Origin of the sequence: Salinimicrobium flavum (assembly GCF_042684505.1) — a bacterium.
GTDB classification, from domain to species: domain Bacteria; phylum Bacteroidota; class Bacteroidia; order Flavobacteriales; family Flavobacteriaceae; genus Salinimicrobium; species Salinimicrobium flavum.
This window is the reverse complement of record NZ_JBHULT010000008.1, coordinates 282,300-300,842: the sequence shown is the minus strand read 5'-3', so window position 1 is coordinate 300,842 and position 18,543 is coordinate 282,300. Positions and strand designations below refer to the sequence as shown.

At 41.6% G+C, this 18,543-nt stretch carries 15 protein-coding genes; 11 read left to right on the top strand and 4 right to left on the bottom strand.

Annotated features, from left to right (window positions below; genetic code table 11):
- Positions 1-246: 246 nt before the first annotated feature.
- Genes ACFSTG_RS09640 through ACFSTG_RS09610 form a run of 7 tightly spaced genes read left to right on the top strand, consistent with a single transcriptional unit; the run spans position 247 to position 7,107 of the window.
- Positions 247-1,602, top strand: a complete 1,356-nt coding sequence (locus tag ACFSTG_RS09640) for a UDP-N-acetylmuramate--L-alanine ligase (protein ID WP_380751711.1) — start codon at positions 247-249, stop codon at positions 1,600-1,602.
- Between the two features lie 49 nt (positions 1,603-1,651).
- Positions 1,652-2,353, top strand: a complete 702-nt coding sequence (gene radC, locus ACFSTG_RS09635) for a RadC family protein (protein WP_380751709.1) — start codon at positions 1,652-1,654, stop codon at positions 2,351-2,353.
- 15 nt (positions 2,354-2,368) lie between these two features.
- On the top strand, positions 2,369-3,658 hold the full coding sequence (locus tag ACFSTG_RS09630) for a polysaccharide deacetylase family protein (protein ID WP_380751706.1): 1,290 nt from the start codon (positions 2,369-2,371) through the stop codon (positions 3,656-3,658).
- Entirely contained in the window at positions 3,645-4,334 is a 690-nt protein-coding gene (locus ACFSTG_RS09625) for a YjjG family noncanonical pyrimidine nucleotidase (RefSeq protein WP_380751703.1), read from the top strand. Before ACFSTG_RS09630 ends, ACFSTG_RS09625 begins: the two co-directional genes overlap by 14 nt.
- Positions 4,335-4,373: 39 nt before the next feature.
- On the top strand, positions 4,374-4,913 hold the full coding sequence (locus ACFSTG_RS09620) for a hypothetical protein (RefSeq protein ID WP_380751701.1): 540 nt from the start codon (positions 4,374-4,376) through the stop codon (positions 4,911-4,913).
- Positions 4,913-6,319, top strand: a complete 1,407-nt coding sequence (locus tag ACFSTG_RS09615; RefSeq protein WP_380751698.1) for a DUF5723 family protein — start codon at positions 4,913-4,915, stop codon at positions 6,317-6,319. The genes ACFSTG_RS09620 and ACFSTG_RS09615 overlap by 1 nt, the downstream gene beginning before the upstream one ends.
- Positions 6,316-7,107 carry a hypothetical protein gene (locus ACFSTG_RS09610; protein WP_380751695.1) on the top strand — a complete coding sequence of 264 codons (792 nt, stop codon included), beginning with the start codon at positions 6,316-6,318 and terminating at the stop codon, positions 7,105-7,107. Before ACFSTG_RS09615 ends, ACFSTG_RS09610 begins: the two co-directional genes overlap by 4 nt.
- Here ACFSTG_RS09610 and ACFSTG_RS09605 read toward each other — a convergent pair.
- The gene (locus ACFSTG_RS09605) at positions 7,101-8,378 is read right to left on the bottom strand and encodes a replication-associated recombination protein A (protein ID WP_380751692.1); all 1,278 of its coding nucleotides are present in this window, start codon (positions 8,376-8,378) and stop codon (positions 7,101-7,103) included. The two genes, ACFSTG_RS09610 and ACFSTG_RS09605, sit on opposite strands and share 7 nt — an antisense overlap.
- A 187-nt stretch (positions 8,379-8,565) precedes the next feature.
- Here ACFSTG_RS09605 and ACFSTG_RS09600 point away from each other — a divergent pair, with 187 nt between their 5' ends.
- Positions 8,566-9,312, top strand: coding sequence for a rhomboid family intramembrane serine protease (locus ACFSTG_RS09600; protein ID WP_380751689.1), 747 nt, complete (start codon positions 8,566-8,568; stop codon positions 9,310-9,312).
- A 23-nt stretch (positions 9,313-9,335) separates the two neighbouring features.
- On the opposite strand, the gene rlmB is transcribed toward ACFSTG_RS09600, so the two are convergent.
- From rlmB to ACFSTG_RS09585, 3 genes are all read right to left on the bottom strand, one after another.
- Positions 9,336-10,070, bottom strand: coding sequence for a 23S rRNA (guanosine(2251)-2'-O)-methyltransferase RlmB (gene rlmB / locus ACFSTG_RS09595; protein WP_380751686.1), 735 nt, complete (start codon positions 10,068-10,070; stop codon positions 9,336-9,338).
- A gap of 69 nt (positions 10,071-10,139) precedes the next feature.
- On the bottom strand, positions 10,140-11,660 hold the full coding sequence (locus ACFSTG_RS09590) for a SusD/RagB family nutrient-binding outer membrane lipoprotein (RefSeq protein ID WP_380751683.1): 1,521 nt from the start codon (positions 11,658-11,660) through the stop codon (positions 10,140-10,142).
- Positions 11,661-11,669: 9 nt separating this feature from the next.
- Positions 11,670-14,954 carry a SusC/RagA family TonB-linked outer membrane protein gene (locus ACFSTG_RS09585; RefSeq protein ID WP_380751680.1) on the bottom strand — a complete coding sequence of 1,095 codons (3,285 nt, stop codon included), beginning with the start codon at positions 14,952-14,954 and terminating at the stop codon, positions 11,670-11,672.
- A gap of 576 nt (positions 14,955-15,530) precedes the next feature.
- Here ACFSTG_RS09585 and rpsL point away from each other — a divergent pair.
- The 3 genes from rpsL to fusA are packed head-to-tail and all read left to right on the top strand — an operon-like array spanning position 15,531 to position 18,542.
- Complete coding sequence (gene rpsL, locus ACFSTG_RS09580) at positions 15,531-15,905, top strand: 30S ribosomal protein S12 (RefSeq protein ID WP_380751677.1); 375 nt, start codon at positions 15,531-15,533, stop codon at positions 15,903-15,905.
- Positions 15,906-15,950: 45 nt separating this feature from the next.
- Entirely contained in the window at positions 15,951-16,427 is a 477-nt protein-coding gene (gene rpsG, locus ACFSTG_RS09575) for a 30S ribosomal protein S7 (RefSeq protein WP_380751674.1), read from the top strand.
- A gap of 3 nt (positions 16,428-16,430) precedes the next feature.
- Entirely contained in the window at positions 16,431-18,542 is a 2,112-nt protein-coding gene (gene fusA / locus ACFSTG_RS09570) for an elongation factor G (RefSeq protein WP_380751670.1), read from the top strand.
- The last annotated feature ends 1 nt before the right edge of the window (position 18,543 follow it).

Genomic DNA, 18,543 nt, shown 5'->3' with positions numbered 1-18,543 from the left:
TAATATAATATTTTTAGGAAAATATTTACATATAAAAAGTTAACACTCAATTCCCACAGAATTGAAGGGGGTGAAAGTTTTCTATAATGGTAAAGGTCAATTACCTCTGAAGCTGCAAATTCCGGGTTATCGGTTAAGGTTATGTATTTGTTCCCGCTCAACTCTCCTCGGTGAGAAATTTATCTTTTCATTTTGTGCTTTTTTCCTTCCGGGAGGAAGGTTTATCTTTACAAAAATTTAGAATAAATGCGAATACATTTTATAGCCATAGGCGGGAGTGCCATGCACAACCTGGCTCTGGCGTTACACCATAAAGGATATCACATTACCGGGAGTGACGATATGATCTACGAACCATCCCGTTCCCGACTTAAAAAATATGGACTACTTCCAGAGGAATACGGATGGTTTCCTCAAAAGGTCACCCCAGAATTGGATGCCGTTATCCTGGGTATGCATGCCCGGGAAGATAATCCCGAATTACAAATGGCTAAAGAGCTGGGAGTGAAAGTCTATTCCTATCCTGAATTCCTGTATGAGCAGTCAAAAGAAAAGACAAGGGTAGTGATAGGCGGTTCCCACGGGAAGACCACTATCACCTCCATGATCCTTCACGTGCTCAACTATCACCACAAGGAAGTGGATTATATGGTGGGAGCACAACTGGAAGGTTTTGACACAATGGTACACCTCACAGAAGACAATGATTTCATAGTGCTTGAGGGAGATGAATATCTTTCTTCCCCCATTGACAGGCGACCAAAATTTCATCTTTATCAACCCAATATTGCTTTATTGAGCGGGATCGCCTGGGATCATATAAACGTATTCCCAACTTTTGAAGGTTACCTTGAACAATTTGAAAAATTTATTTCATCTATTATCAGTGGGGGAATACTTGTATACAATGATGAAGATCCTCATATCCAAAAACTGGTTAAGGAAACCACGAATACAATTAGAAAACACCCTTACCAAACCCCTGCCTACCGGGTAGAGCGGGAGACTACTCTTCTGGAAACGCCCGAAGGGCATATGCCGGTGGAGATATTCGGGGAACACAATCTCCAGAACCTTGCGGGCGCAAAATGGATCTGTCAACATATGGGTGTCGATGAGGAAGATTTTTATGAAGCTATTGCCTCTTTTTCAGGTGCCTCTAAAAGGCTGGAGAAGGTAACAGAAACCAACAATACGGTAGTATATAAGGATTTTGCCCATAGCCCTTCCAAGGTAAAGGCTACTACTAATGCTGTGAAGGAGCAATATCCCGAAAAAACCCTGGTGGCTTGTCTGGAACTGCATACTTATAGTAGTCTGAATGCAGAATTTCTGAAAGAATACAGGAATTCCCTTGATGCTGCCGATGTTGCAGTGGTGTATTTTTCTCCGGAAGCCGTAGAGAACAAAAGGCTGGAGCCCATTACTGAAGAGCAAATATTTGAAGCTTTTGAAAGAGAGGATCTTATTATTTTCACTACTCCTGAAGGATTTAAGGATTTTCTTAAATCCAGGGATCTAAACCAATCTGTACTGTTGCTAATGAGCAGTGGTAATTACGGCGGACTCGATTTTGACGAGATCAAGGACTGGATCAATTAGCACCTGTTGACATATTTCTCATTTTCTTATCTTTAAGAAAATTAGAACTATGGGAACAAGGGAAAACACCTCTTTTACGATAAAAAACTGGGCAGAAGGGGACCGCCCACGGGAGAAATTACTTCAAAAAGGTCGTAATTCCCTGAGTGACGCTGAACTTCTGGCAATTCTAATTGGCTCTGGCAGCAGGAATGAAAGTGCAGTGGAACTTTGCAAAAAGATACTTTCAGCTTCAGGTCATAGTCTTAATGAATTGGGTAAACTCTCCGTGAAACAGCTTACTCACCACAAAGGAATAGGTGAGGCCAAAGCCATTACTATTATTGCTGCCCTGGAATTGGGTCGAAGAAGACGTTCTGAAGAAGCCCTTGATAAAAAGAAGATTTCCTCAAGTACTTCAGTTTTTGAACTTATGCAACCCATTATTGGAGATCTTCCTCATGAAGAATTCTGGATCATTTATGTCAACAATTCAAACAAGGTCATAGACAGGTTTCAGCTGAGTAAAGGAGGGATCACAGGGACTCTCGTCGATGTAAGACTGGCTCTGAAAAAAGCGTTGGAACTGGGGGCAACCGCCATTATTCTTGCTCATAATCACCCTTCCGGAAATTTGAATCCCAGCAGCGCAGACAAGCAACTTACCCAAAAATTGAAAACTGCAGGGGAGAGTATTGATATCAAGATCCTGGATCACCTTATTGTGACCGAGAAATCTTATTTTAGCTTTGCCGATGAAGGTCTCCTATAATTTTTCCCTGCCTATATGCTTTTAATATATACTCAAAAAATAACACCCAGGATCACTTACTCCTTCAAACAGGTATGTACCCAGATTCTGGGGATCCCGGTGGGTTTTACTTCTAAGATCGAAGAATTTGTAGCCCACGAGGGAATGAAAATCTCCTACGGGAAACAAAGTCTGGCAAATGAGGTGTTCATCCAGAATGTAGACCTGCTTCTGGAACAAGGATTGTCAGATATCGAGATAAAGGTGCAGGATTGGGACGGTGTTCCTTGTTTTTATGCTGTTTCTGAAAACAGCTCGCTTCCCTTTGATATTTTTGCAGCTTCCTTTTACCTGCTTAGCCGGTATGAGGAATACTTACCTCATGTAAAAGACAAGGAAGGCAGGTTCCCGGCTTCAGAAAGCCTGGCTTTTCAGGAGGAGTTCCTTGAAAAACCGGTAGTTGATATCTGGGCGTATAAATTCCGGGAGGTACTTAAGCAAAGGTTTCCAAATTATGATTTTCCGAAGAGGGAATTTTCCACAGAAAACATCGTTTCGGTAACAGAGGTATTCTGCTACAAGAAAAAAGGAGCGATAAGGGTTTTATTAGGATTTTTCCGGGACCTGGTGCAATTGAAACCAAAATATTTGCTGCACCGTATCCAGGTGATGCTTAAGGTTAGAAGAGATCCTTTTGATGTCTATGATCAAATCCTTAAATTCAGAAAGAAACATCTGCATCCTTTGAAATTCATGTTCCAGGTGAGTGATTTTTCGACCTATGATCGCAATATTAATCATAACCGGCTTGAGATTCAAAGCCTCATGAAATCTGTGGCAGACTATTCAGAGGTGGGTCTTCAGCCCGGATATTATGCCAATCAAAATTTTGAGGTCCTTAAAGAAGAAAAAAACCGGCTCGAAAACATCCTGAAAAGACCCGTTTTGAGTGCCCTGAACAATAAGTACAATCTTATGCTGCCGGATACTTATAATAATATGATCGAACTCGAAATAAAGAACGACTATTCAATGGGTTTTCCAGAGATGTTTGGGTTTAGAGCGGGAACCTGTAGTCCTTTTTTATTCTATGATATTAATTTTGAGATCACCACTCCATTGAGGGTACATCCTTACGCGATTAATATGGAGGCAGCAAAAAAATTGAAAGAAACCGAGATCGAGTATAAGGTTCTGGAAATTAAGCGACAAACCAAACTTGTAAATGGAAAATTGACCTGTGTTTTCACAAATATCGATTTTTCTGAATATTCTAATGCTAAAAGAAATATTTCAATCTTAAAGATGATCAATGAAATTCAGTAACATTCAACACATTTTCTTTGACCTTGACCATACTTTGTGGGATTTTGATAAAAATTCAGGGCTTGCTTTTGATTCTGTTTTTAAGAAGAACAGGGTGGAGGTGGAGCTAAGAAGTTTCCTGGAGGTCTACGCTCCTATTAATGAAAATTACTGGAAACTTTATCGTGAGAACCAGGTCTCCAAGGAAGATCTCAGATATGGTAGGTTAAAAGAAACCTTTGATTCTTTGAATGTAACTGTGACAGATGAGCAAATAGATAGACTTGCTGTTGATTATATAGATCACCTGCCCAATTACAATTACCTTCTTGAAGGTACGGTGGAGATACTGGAATATCTGTATCCTTCCTATAAGTTACATATTATCACCAATGGTTTTAAGGAGGTGCAGCATAAAAAAATGGAAAGCTCGGGTATCCTTAAATATTTCAGAACAATTACTACTTCAGAAGATGTAGGTGTAAAGAAACCTCACAGGCAAATTTTCGAAGCAGCCTTAAAGAATGCCTCAGCCACACTGGAAAGCAGCATCATGATAGGTGATAACTTTGAAGCCGACATACTGGGCGCCCATAACTTTGGAATGCATGCAATCCTCTACAATTATTACAAGCGGGAATTCGCTCCCGAATATCACCAGGTGTTGGAAATGAAAGATCTAACCGGATTCCTGTAGCAATAATAGAAGCTTTCATTCGTTAGAAAATTTAATTGAATGTTGATGGTACCCATGAAGAAACTTTTCAGATTAACTTTTTCTTTCCTTCTGTTTATTCATTTCTCCTGTGTAAAAGATATTGATGTTGACCAGTATGAAGAGATCATTTTTCCACCTTCAGCAGCTCTTGATCTGGTTTATTTTACCCTTAATGAAACCAGTTTTCAGAATGGGGTTACAAAAGCCGGTGATGAAGTAAGGCTTGAATTCCTTGATGATGACTATATGCAGGACGGATTGGTGAGAGCAGACCTTAATTTTATCTATACCAACAGCTTTCCCCAAGACTTTATCACCCATATAAATTTCCTTTCAGAAAATAATTCTGTAATGTACCGGTTTAGTATTCCGGTGCCTGCAGGGTCCATTAATAATCCTGAAACCGTAAATTATATAGAGACCATTAGCGGTCCTGAAGTCGATCAATTCAAAAGAGCAATAAAAATGAAGGTGGAGATTGAAATGCAACCCAATTCAGAAGCAATAGAAGGGGAGCTGCAGTTGAAGTCTAAAGGCGTATTTAATTTTGAATTTTAATGATTAGATCAATTCTGTTCATTATAATATTTTCTGCCCCTTTTTTTGCCCCCGCGCAAAATAAGCAACTCCTGTACAATTTTGACGACCTGCCACAAAGCCTGATGATTAACCCCGGGGCCGAGGTCACATTTGACAGGCACGTAGGGTTTCCGCTGCTTTCACAGGTGCATCTTTCAGCAGGTTCATCGGGGGTAACCTTTTATGATATTTTCAAAGAAGGTCCTGGGACCATCAATGACCGCATACGAAATTCGATCAGGGCCATGGATCACAATGATTTTTTTACCATAAACCAGCAGCTGGAGATCCTGTCCCTGGGTTGGAGGGATAAGAACAGGAGGTATTTTACTGCAGGGATCTACCAGGAGATGGATGCCTTTGTTTATTTTCCAAAAGATCTGGCCGTGCTGGCCTGGGAAGGGAATAAGAATTATATAAATAAGAATTTTAAATTCTCTGATGCAGCTTTCACTGCGGAAGCTCTCAATGTCTTTCATATTGGATTCACCAACTATTATTCTGAAGACCTGAATTACGGATTCAGGGCCAAGCTTTATTCTGAAGTATTCAATGCGTATAGTGTTGATAACAGGGGGATCTTCAGGACCAGTCCTTCTCCCGAAGGTGCCAATATTTACAGGCATTTTATGAGTGGGATAGATGTGCTTATCAAAACCGCCGGGTGGGCGTCTTTAGTAGATTCTGAAGATGTGACAGGTTTGGGAACCATGAGCAACATCGCCAAAAAGGCCTTTTTGGGAGGTAATCTTGGTTTAGGTTTGGATGCAGGTTTTACTTTTTATCCAGATGACCAGTACAGAATTACCGGAAGTATTTTAGATATCGGGTTTGTGAACCACACAAAAGACGTGGAGAATTACCGGTATTATGGGGATTATGAGACTGACGGGATCGAGATCCTTTTTCCCGAAACCGGAAATTCAGACAATTATTGGGATAAATGGGAAGATGACCTCGACCGGCATCTTACAGATGAAACCCTTGAAAATTCCTATGTTACCTGGCGCCCCGTAAAAGTGAATGCCTCGTTTGATTATAGTTTTAGTGAAAATACCGAACCCTGTAACTGTCATAAACCCATGGGGAGGAGAAGGTATTACAACCAGGTTGGAGCCCATTTTTTTGCCATGAAAAGGCCGCGGGGGGTTAATTATGCAACCACCCTATATTTTGACCGCACCTTCAATGATAATTTTCGCGGAAAGATCTCCTATACCGCCGATTCCTTCTCATTTTCGAATATAGGACTGCTGCTTTCGGGAAGGATCTACAATTTTAATGTTTATCTTGCTGCAGATAATCTTCTGGATTATACCAACCTGGCAAAAGCGAATAATGCTTCGGTACAATTGGGACTCCAGTTAATTTTGATCACAGAATGAAAACAGCTTTTTTGACCATCGTATTGTTTATAGGTATCCAAACTACCTTTGCTCAGAATCTCAACAGGTACAATTACGTAAGAGTACCTGAAAAATTTGAATTTCTTTCCGAAGAGAACCAGTATCAGCTCAATGCCTTAACCGCATTTCTTTTTGAAAAATTCGGTTTTGAAGCCCTTTACAAGGAACCTGATCCACAGGGTTTGGACCGCTGCGATATCCTGCAAGCCAATGTGCACAGCAAGTCGGGGCTTTTCAGATCACGGGTATATGTGACACTTTCAGATTGTAATAACAATGTGGTTTTTACCTCCCAGACGGGATCGAGCACCGAGAAGGACTTTAAAAAGTCATTTCAGGAGGCCCTTCGGGATGCTTTTAAGTCGGTAGAAGATCTTAACCATATTTTTACTGATGCTCCCGAAGAGATAATTATTGACCCTGTGGTCACTTCAGAAGAAAGAGAGGCTGTAGAAGAAGAGGTGCCTGAAACTCCGGTTAGAGTTGAAGCTACTCCGGTAACCGGAGAAGAATCGACAGTGTATTTGAACAATGGTATCAAATATCAGCTTGAGAAAACGAATGCAGGATTTGATCTTTTTAAAGAGGGAGATAATCAACATTTTGCCCGACTCATTAAATCGGGTGGGGGGGATAATTACATATACACTTCCCAGGGAATCCAGGGGAATGCTTATTTCGACAGTGTCCAAAACCTGGTGGTAGAATTCGTAAGTAAAGAAACCGGCCAACTGGTGACGGTGCAATATCTCTTACAGGATCAATAACCGTATTTAGTCTGCCAGCGTTTTTTAAGGAATTCCCTTTGCGCCATTTCCCGCTGATTATTCCCGGGTTTATAAAAAGTGGTATTGGTTATCTCCTTCGGAAGAAATTCTGCCGCGGCAAAGTTTCCTTCGTAACTGTGTGCATATTTGTAATCCTGACCATAACCCAGGTCTTTCATCAGTTTCGTAGGAGCATTGCGAATAGCCAGTGGAACCGGAAGGTCACCGGTCTTCCTTACCATAGCTTGCGCCTCATTGATCGCCATGTAAGAAGCATTGCTTTTTGGAGAGGTCGCAAGATAGATACAGCACTGGCTCAAAATAATTCTGGACTCGGGGTGACCTATGGTTGAAACCGCCTGGAAGGTGTTGTTTGCCATGATAAGAGCTGTAGGGTTTGCGTTTCCAATATCTTCACTAGCCAGAATAAGAAGACGCCTGGCAATGAACTTCACGTCCTCGCCGCCTTCTATCATCCTTGCCAACCAGTAGACCGCGGCGTTTGGGTCACTGCCGCGAATTGATTTAATGAAAGCCGAAACTATATCATAATGCTGTTCTCCGGTCTTATCATACAATACAGTATTTTGCTGCACCTTGTGAAGGACCATTTTATTGGTGATCTCTACGGAATCTGAATTTTCTGATGTGACCAGAAGTTCAAATATGTTCAGGAGTTTTCGGGCATCACCACCGCTAAGTCTAAGTAAGGCTTCTGTTTCTTTTAATTTTATTTTTTTCTTCTGAAGGATCGCATCCTCTTTCATGGCACGTTCCAAAAGAGCTATGAGGTCTTCCTTAGTGAAGGAATTCAGCACATAAACCTGGCTACGGGAAAGTAAAGCGGGAATGACCTCAAAACTCGGATTCTCAGTAGTGGCTCCAATCAGGGTGATCCAGCCTTTTTCCACTGCACCTAAAAGGGAATCCTGTTGTGATTTACTGAACCTGTGGATCTCATCAATGAACAAAATCGGATTCTTCATGGTGAAAAGTCCGTCACTTTTTTTAGCTTTTTCAATCACCTCTCTCACATCCTTTACACCGCTGCTTATAGCGCTAAGGGTGAAGAAAGGCCTTCCCGATTCCTGGGCAATGATATTGGCCAGAGTGGTTTTGCCTACACCGGGAGGGCCCCAAAGGATCATACTGGGAATAATGTCATTTTTGATCTGCTGCCTCAGGGCAGCCTCAGGTCCAACCAGGTGTTGCTGACTCAGGTAATCATCAAGGGTTTGTGGCCGCAAACGTTCGGCTAAAGGTTTGTTCATGAGGCAAAAATACTAATTTGTGGGTTGCCGGGAAACCGGCAGATGCATTTTAAGTGGCTGCCGAAATGGCACCGGCTTCTGTTTTGATCTCTCAATTAACGTGGAAAAGGTGATTTATGAGGAAAGTTGTCAGGTCAAAAAAATGTGGTTGATTTTTTGTAATATTAATAGAAGAAACTTCTGGTATATGAAGCAAAAGGATCCTTTTATTTTCACCCCCGGGGTACTTGGTTTTCCATTGGCCTTTGTCTTGATCATTTGGATCGTCTTCTGGGCAGAAATAAGGTTCGGATTCGATCTTACCAGCTACGGTATTTATCCCCGTACTGTTGAAGGGCTTCGGGGGATTTTGATCTCTCCGTTTGTGCACAGTGACATTAAACACCTTTTTCACAATACTATTCCCCTATTTGTACTGTCCTTGTCCTTATTCTATTTTTACCGCAAACTCAGCTGGAAAGTATTGTTATTCGGTTTGCTGTTGTCAGGAGGATTGACATGGTTGATAGGCCGGCCGGCATTCCACATTGGTGCGAGCGGGATCATCTATCTACTGGCCGGTTTTCTTTTCTTTAAAGGGATATTTTCCAAACACTACCGGCTAGTTGCACTTTCCCTTATCGTGGTTTTTCTTTACGGAGGCTTATTGTGGTATATCACCCCTATTGATCCCAAAATCTCCTGGGAAGGACATTTATCAGGATTGGTAGCCGGATTCCTGTTCGCAGTTGTATATAAAAAGGATATTGCCAGGCCTCCCAAATATGAGTGGGAACAAGAAACTTACAGGGAGGAGGACGATCCCTTCATGAGACATTTTGACAAGGATGGTAATTTCATTGAAAACCCCGATGGGGAGGAAGAACCCGAATATATCTATCATTACAGGAAAACCAGGGAGGATGATGGCCAGGATAGTACAACCTCCTTATAGGGAGGTTCCATCTCATAGCAAGGCTACAACCTTTGCCTTACCACCTCATAAAGGAATGCCCCGCAAGCCACTGAAACATTAAGAGAACTTATAGTTCCCAAAATTGGCAATTTTGCTTTTTCATCTACAATTTTAAGGACAGAAGGGGAGATCCCTTTACCTTCATTTCCCATCACCAGAGCCAGGGGTTGGTTAAGATCTTTTGAATACAATAGATCCTCTGTTTTTTCGGTGGCGGCGAAAACTTTTATTCCTGAAGCCTGCATATAATAGATCGCGTCTTTTATATGGTCCACTTTTATTAGTGGGATCTTAAAAATTGCACCTGCAGATGTCTTTACCGTATCTGCGGTTACAGGAGCACCTCCTTTTTTCTGAATAACTATCCCGTCAACCCCACAACATTCGGCTGTACGAATAATTGCTCCAAAATTCCTCACATCATCAATTTGATCCAGAAGAAGAAAAAGAGGTTTGGTATCTTTTTCGAGTGAAGCAGTAACCACTTCTTCAAGATCTGCGAATGCAACAGGGGAGATCTTGGCAACCACTCCCTGGTGGTTTCCTTTCACCAATCGGTTTAGTTTTTCAACAGGGACATAAGACATGTTGTATTCTCCGCCCGAAAGGTGCTGTTGAAGTTCCATGAACAGGTGTCCGCTTAGGCCTTTTTGTATATAGATCTTATCAATCGTCTTTTGGTTCTGTATTGCTTCAATAACAGCCCTTATTCCAAAGATGGTAGTGGTTTCATTCATAGCACAAATATAGATATAAAAAAACCACCCTAAAAGGGTGGTTTTCCTGTTTCAAAGATTTAGTTTGATCTATTGATCCCACCAAACTTTTGAAGTATTCTTATCAGCAGCAGGAGAAAGTCCGCCTACTCCTGTCTGATAGTTTGCATTGTTAAGGTTGATCTCACTTGTTGGGTAAAGATACCTTGTTGGGATCTCACCACTGTTAAGAGGATCTGGAGATGGAGTAAGGATTGGGAATCCTGTTCTTCTCCATTCGTTCCATGCTAAGAAACCTTGTGGGAATAAAGCAGCCCATTTTTCTTCAGCTATTACCTGCATCATTCCTACAGACGCAGCATCGGCAAGACGTTTAGTTGCGAAATTATCTGCGAATTCTGTAATGTCAATTGGGTCAAGACCTGCATCTGCGATGTGTGGTCCATTTCCAAAATAGGCAGAAGTAGATGCGTAAGACTGGACGATACCTGTCTCAAGCATTGCTGCAGCATCTTCACTTGTCCACCTTCTTTCAGCAGCCTCAGCTCTGTTAAGATATGTGTAGGCAGAAGTTAGGATTGGGAATGGAGAAGTTGGAGATGTGATGTATTCAGAAATCCTTACGCTACTTCCAATTCCAGTATAATCTTCCAATCCATAAGGAAGACCATCACCCTGGGCATCGCTTGAGTAAATCTCTAAACGGTGGTCAAAAGTCACATTAGAGTAATCTGGTTCATCACCCTGAAGCGCATCCTGCATGTACTCAGACATGTTGTAATCTGCAGGTCTGAAAGCAGTCCATGGGTTAACCAAAGTGGATACGTTGATAGGCTGGTACCAGGCTTCCTGGTCAACAGTCTCGATCACTCCGTACTCATTGGTAAGAGCTTCATTGAAGGCAGTCTCAGCTACACCGGCATCTTCTGTTTCAGACATTTGCATAGTAACAGTTAAGAGAAGAGAGTTGGCAAATCTTCCCCAGCTCTCTACATCACCATCGTAGAAAAGGTCACCGGCAGCTCCCGCTCCAGCAGGCTCAAGCATATCTCTTGCTTCAGTTAATTCCTTGATGAAATCATTGTAGATCTCACGTTGAGGAGTATAAGCCGGAGACTGGATCTCTGGATTAAGGGCTTCAAAATAAGGAATATCTCCATATGTGTCTGTAAGACGCTTGTAAACTACTACTTTCATGATACGGGCTACCGCTAACTGGTTGTTAGCAGATCCGTTTGAAAGGTAGGCCGGAGTTGTGTTAACTTCGGGATCATTTGAAAGGTTGATCACCTGCTGAAGAGCAGATAATGCACCTCCAACTGAACCTGCACCGGCATAATAAGCCGCCCAGTTCGTTGGACCTTCTGCGTAACGGGATTCATCCTGGTAAACAGGTTGCGCCTGGTACTGAACGTAAAGGTGTGGGTTTACCAACCAGTCTCTAAACCCGATGGTCACAAATCTACGCTGTGCCGCGGATAAAAGTGCTGCAGAATCAAATTCTGAGGGACCATTAGTGTTTTCATTCGTGTCACCAAAATCAACTGTCTCGCACGATCCCAATGACAAGAACATAATTGATAACAAGAATATTACTTTGAACTTTTTCATTTTTTTTAATTAAAATGTTAATTTAAGATTCATACCGAAGCTTCTTGTGCTTGGTAATTGAGAGTTTTCCCCCCAAGTCTGAGACATTTCAGATGGATCCCATTCATGAACGTTATCATCAGCAACTGCGATCAACCAAAGGTTACGTCCAATTAAACTTATGCTTGCAGAATCAAAAACGTCGTTCACCATGCTTCCAGGTAGTCTGTAAGTAAGGCTAACATCTCTTAATTTGATGTAATCTGCATCATGGATGAAAGGCTCGGCGATCCTGTTTGGCTGGAATTGTCCCCAGTAAGAAATAGTAGGAATGTAAGTGTCTGCAGCGCTTCCATCAGCATATACCCCTGTTACGTGAGTACCACCACCGTCAGCTACCGGATCTCTTTTTTCAACTCCTCTGTCGTTAAGACCTGCAGTTTCTGCAGTTAAACCAGAGTATCCACCCCACATTTCAGAAAGGGAGAAGAATTTACCTCCTTTTTGGAAATCTAGAGAAGCAGTTAAGCTAAAGTTTTTGTAAGCAAAAGTGTTTACCACACCTCCTGTAAAGTCAGGAAGGATAGATCCAAACTGTTGATCTGCTTCAAAAGCATAGGTTCCATTCTCATTGATGATCCTGTTTCCATTTTCATCTCTTGCGAAACCGGTTCCTCTCAACTGTCCCCATTCTTCACCTAGCCTGTGAACTACAGACACGAATGCCCAGTCGTCTCCACCACCGGCACCATCAATAGACTGAAGGTCTCCTGGAAGGCTTATGATCTTGGACGTGTTGGTAGCCCAGTTGGCCAAAAGATTCCATCTGAAATCATTGGTTTTGATGATATCTGCATCAAGAGATAATTCAACCCCTTCTCTTTCAGACTCTCCTGCGTTGGTAAGGTAATCTAAGTATCCTGAACCTGCAGAGATTGTAATAGGAATGATCTCATTCTCACGGTTCTCCTTGTAGTAAGTAGCATTGAATCCAATCCTGTTGTTGATGAACCTTAGATCAACACCAAATTCGTAAGAGGTGTTCAAGGCAGGTTCTACGTTAGGATCGATCAATCTTGATCTGTCATACTGCAAAATTCTGTCTCCGTAAAGGTCACTTCCAAGTGGGTAAACCGGGTTCAGCGCCAAGGCACCAACGTCATCACCTACCTGTGCCCAACCACCTCGGATCTTACCGAAGGTTAAGATGTCATTGCTTCCGGTCAATTCAGTGAATACAAAAGATCCACCAATAGATGGGTAAGTATACCCGTTGTTATCTGCCGGAAGAGCAGAACTCCAGTCGCGACGGATGGAAGCATCTACATAAAGCATGTCTCTGTATCCCAAAGACAAGTTACCGTAAAGGGAATTAACCTGCTTGTTTCTGTCATAGGCAGTAGCAGTAAGGGTCTCTCTTGAGTTGGAGAAAGTGTAAACATCCGGAAGGATCAAACCACCACTGTCAGAGTTACCCGTGTCCATGTCATTCTGGAAATAGTAGTAGTTGTCTTTTCTAATGTTACCCCCAATCATAGCAGCTACGTCAAAATCTTCGAAATCCTGATCGTAACGTAATAAAGCCTGGTAGTTATCTTCTGTGATAGACTGGTATAGTCTTCCAAATGAGTTAACCCACTCGTTGTATAGGTTTGGAGCAGCAGAGAATTCCAATAGATATGGAACCTTATAATCTCTTCTTATTTTTCTTTCGTTTCTGGAAACCTGAACGGTTGCCTCAAAATTATCAAGGAAAGAATAAGAAGCGTGAACATCGCCTAATAAGGTAGTTGTTTTTCTTTCAATTTTGTAAAGTTCCAACCAGTCATAAGGGTTGAACCAGAAAGCTGCTTTCTTAAAGTTAAGGAAGTCAATATCTTCACCGGCAGCCCAGGCGTCAAGCCCCCAGTTGTTCCAGGAAGCAAGGTATCCTTCTTCTGTAGTCAATCCTTTAAGTTCTCTCAATTTGTTTACGTCGATGTTACGACCAAACCATGAGTTGAATGAACCAGTAGTCTGGTTGCTGTAACCATCATCAAAATCACCGGCTACGGTTCCTTCAGAATAGTTAACATTTGTTCCAATACTGAAGTTGTCAGTTAGGTTAAAGTCGAAAGAAGCGGTTACGAAATTCTTACGGTTAGAAGAATTAGGAATGATCCCGGTTTGATCTAAATTCGTAAAAGACATTCGTGCGCTGTAATCTTCACCTCCACCAGACAAAGAAATGATGTTCTTGAAAGTTGTTCCTGTGTTGTAGAAGTCTTTAATGTTGTCTGGGTGAGCTTCCCAGGTGTCAGTCTGTCCAAAATATGGGCTGTCCTGGTACATTGCATACCATGGAATATAAGGCTCGCCATCAAATTTTGGTCCCCAGCTTTCATCAGCATAAACGTTGGCATTAAAATAACGCTGTCCGTCAAATACCTGCATCCACTCAGGATAAGCTCCTCCTGAAATACCGAAAACCCTAAAGTTGTACCCGGCATCGTAATCGAAAGTTCCAAATTCATTTGGTGAATAGCCCTGTCCGTAATCATTCTGGTAGTCCATCATTCTTCCTACTTTGTCAAAAGAGATAGAACTGGTGATCTCAAGACCTAAACGGTCAGATTCAGTTCCTCTTTTAGTAGTGATCTGCACAACCCCGTTTGAAGCACGCTGACCGTAAAGAGCAGTTGCGTTAGGTCCTTTCAGCACGTTTAGAGTAGCTACGTTACTCATGTCAATAGCATTAGGATCTGAAGTTGGAACACCGTCGATCACATACAATGGATCAGAATCTGATGTAAGTGAGATACCACCACGGATACGGATCTTACCTGACTCTCCAAGTTTGGATCCAGCCTGGGCATTGATCTGTACACCCGCTACCTTACCGGCAAGTGCCGATTTGATGTTGGTGTCTTCAGTAATGTTAAGTTCCTCAGCATTTACCGTTTGGGAGGCATAAGGAAGGGATTTTTCTTCCCTCTTAATACCCAGTGCCGTCACAACAACTTCTTCAAGTTGAGCTGCATCAGCTTCCATGGTAACATTGATATTAGGAGAGTCCTGAAAAGTAATTTCAGCCGTTTTCAATCCTAAATAAGAAAAAACCAATACTTCTCCCTGACTAGCTTCGATAGCATAATTTCCATCGAAATCAGTTTGAACCCCTCTTGCTGTGCCTTTAATCAGCACGTTTACCCCGGGGAGGGGCATTCCACTTTCGTCGGTCACAGTTCCTGAGACCGTCTGTTGTTCTTGTGCAAACGTAATTTGCACAACTAACGCCAGTAACAGCGTTAGAATTCCACTAAACTTTGTTTTCATTTTATGATTTGTTTGAATTAGCCAGTGCCAAAAATGATAATTAAATGTTAACCGAACAACTTTTTTGAGATAAAACTTTGCTTCTTTTTGGATTTTGCTATGAAATTTAAGCTTTTATTAACTTAAACCGTATAAAGCGTAACCTCCACCACACCTGCTTTAGAGGCTTTTGTCTCTCCTGCTTCCCATATTTTCCTATGATATTTATCAGGTAGTTTTGATTTTTTCTTTTTTTCTTTTCACGAAATAACTTTTATTATTTCTCTCTCTTATAATATACAGGTGAAAATTGGCTATTGTATTTTACCGTTCTTTTAAGGATTTTTCGGAAGAATTGGTTCCCTTACTTCTTTCCTATACGAGAATTCCTTCTGAATTCTTCCCGCGAAATTTTGAGAACCAAATTTTTTAAGAAAGGATAATTTTTCAGAAAAAGTCTGACCCGATTTAGAGTAAAAATTAATCCTTCTGAAAATTAATTATTTAGGATTTGAATAATTCGGTTTTATTTCTACCTTTGCAAACCTTTTTAAAAGGGAGTTTATTTTAAAACAAATAATTAGTGTAAAAGAAATTATGCCAACAATTTCACAATTAGTACGAAAAGGAAGAGCCAAGATCACCAAGAAGAGTAAATCGGCTGCTTTAGATTCGTGCCCTCAAAGACGAGGAGTTTGTACGCGTGTTTACACAACTACCCCTAAGAAACCTAACTCTGCAATGCGAAAAGTTGCAAGGGTAAGGTTGACGAACGGGAAAGAAGTGAACGCATACATACCTGGTGAGGGTCACAATCTGCAAGAGCACTCGATAGTATTGGTTAGAGGCGGACGAGTTAAAGATTTGCCTGGAGTAAGGTATCATATTGTACGTGGTGCTCTGGATACTGCCGGTGTTGCCGGAAGAACACAGAGACGTTCCAAGTATGGTGCTAAAAAGCCTAAGAAATAGGATTATTTCCGCAGCAAGTAACAATTAACTTATTACAAAGAAGAAATGAGAAAAAGACAGGCGAAAAAAAGGCCACTTTTACCAGATCCAAAGTTTAACGATCAGTTAGTGACACGTTTTGTTAACATGATGATGTGGGATGGTAAAAAATCTGTTGCCTTTAAGGTTTTCTACGATGCGATCGCAATTGTAGAAGAGAAAAAACAGGATGAAGAAAAAACTGGACTTGAACTTTGGAAGGATGCTCTATCTAATGTTATGCCTCACGTAGAAGTACGTAGTCGTAGAGTTGGGGGTGCTACTTTCCAGATTCCAATGCAGATAAGACCAGATCGTAAAGTTTCAACCGCTATGAAGTGGTTGATCTCTTACTCTAGAAAGCGTAACGAGAAATCAATGGCGCAAAGACTTGCGTCTGAAGTTCTTGCTGCGGCTAAGGAAGAAGGTGCGGCTGTGAAGAAGAGGGTTGATACCCACAAGATGGCTGAAGCTAACAAAGCATTCTCACACTTTAGATTCTAAAAAATGGCACAAAGAGATTTAAAATTCACAAGAAATATAGGTATTGCTGCGCATATTGATGCCGGTAAGACCACTACTACAGAGCGTATTCTTTTCTATACCGGTATTAGTCATAAAATCGGTGAGGTGCATGATGGTGCAGCTACAATGGACTGGATGGAGCAAGAGCAGGAGCGTGGTATTACCATTACCTCTGCTGCAACGCATTGTAAGTGGATGTACCGCGACCAGGAATACACTGTAAATATTATTGATACCCCGGGACACGTTGACTTTACTGTAGAGGTAGAGCGTTCTTTACGTGTTCTTGATGGGATGGTAGCTCTTTTCAGCGCGGTTGATGGTGTTGAGCCTCAATCTGAAACTGTTTGGAGACAGGCTGATAAATATAGAGTACCAAGACTTGGGTTCGTTAATAAAATGGACCGCCAGGGTGCAGACTTTTTTAAAGTGTGCAAGCAGGTAAGAGAAATGCTTGGTGGAAATCCTGTTCCACTTCAAATTCCTATTGGGGATGAAATCGACTTCAAAGGAGTTGTTGATCTTATTTCCAAAAAGGCAGTTGTCTGGAATGAAGAGGACTTTGGAATGACTTACGAAACCATTGATATCCCTGAGGAATTGATGGAGGACGTAAATAAATACAGAGCTGAACTTGTAGAGGCAGTTGCCGAGTACGATGAAGCGCTTATGGAGAAATTCTTCGAAGACGAGAACTCTATTACTGAAGACGAGATCATTGCTGCCCTTAGAGCTGCAACAATTGATATGTCTATTATCCCAATGATGTGTGGATCTGCCTTTAAAAATAAAGGAGTTCAGGCGATGCTGGATGCAGTAATGCGTTACCTTCCTTCTCCTGTAGATGTTGAAGCCATTGTAGGTGTAAACCCAGATACAGAAAAAGAAGAAACACGTAAGCCGCATGTAGATTCTCCTTTTTCAGCGTTAGCTTTTAAAATTGCTACCGATCCTTTCGTTGGTCGTTTGGCTTTCTTTAGAGTTTACTCAGGAGCTTTAGATGCTGGTTCTTATGTTCAGAACAACCGTTCAGGAAAAAAAGAACGTATTTCACGTATCTATCAGATGCATGCAAATAAACAACAGCCAATTGACAGAATTGAAGCCGGAGATATTGGTGCGGCTGTTGGATTTAAAGATATTAAGACAGGGGATACCTTGACAGATGAGAAACACCCAATCGTTCTCGAATCTATGTCTTTCCCTGAACCTGTAATTGGTATTTCTGTTGAGCCTAAAACCAAGGCAGATGTTGATAAGATGGGTATGGCTTTGGCTAAATTAGCTGAAGAGGATCCAACTTTCCAGGTTAAAACCGATGAAGTTTCCGGACAAACAATTATTTCAGGAATGGGTGAGCTTCACCTTGAGATCCTTGTAGATCGTTTGAAAAGAGAATTTAAGGTTGAAGTAAATGAAGGTCAACCTCGTGTTGAGTACAAGGAAACTGTTACCAAAGTGGCAGATCACAGAGAGGTTTACAAGAAGCAGTCTGGTGGTCGTGGTAAATTTGGTGATATTTCATTTACACTAGGGCCTGCAGATGAAGACTTCAAAGGACCGGGACTTCAGTTCGTTGATGAGATCAAAGGTGGTCGTATTCCTAAAGAATTTATTCCTTCAGTGGAAAAAGGATTTAGAGAGGCTATGAAAACCGGGCCTATGGCTGGTTTCACCATGGATACTTTAAAAGTAGTTCTTAAGGATGGGTCTTTCCACCCTGTGGATTCCGATCAGCTTTCTTTCGAATTGGCTGCGAAAATGGGATATAAAGTTGCGGCTAAAAAAGCCGGTGCTGTTATCCTTGAGCCAATCATGAAAGTAGAAGTGGTTACCCCAGAAGAAAATATGGGTGATATAGTAGGAGATTTAAACAGACGTCGTGGACAGGTAAATGACATGTCTGACAGATCTGGTGCGAAAGTGATCAAAGCTGAAGTGCCATTATCTGAGATGTTTGGATATGTAACTACATTGCGTACCCTTTCTTCGGGACGTGCAACCTCTACTATGGAATTCTCTCACTATGCCGAAACTCCTTCTAATATTTCAGAAGCAATTATGAAGGCAGAAAAGGGAACCGCTAACGAATAAT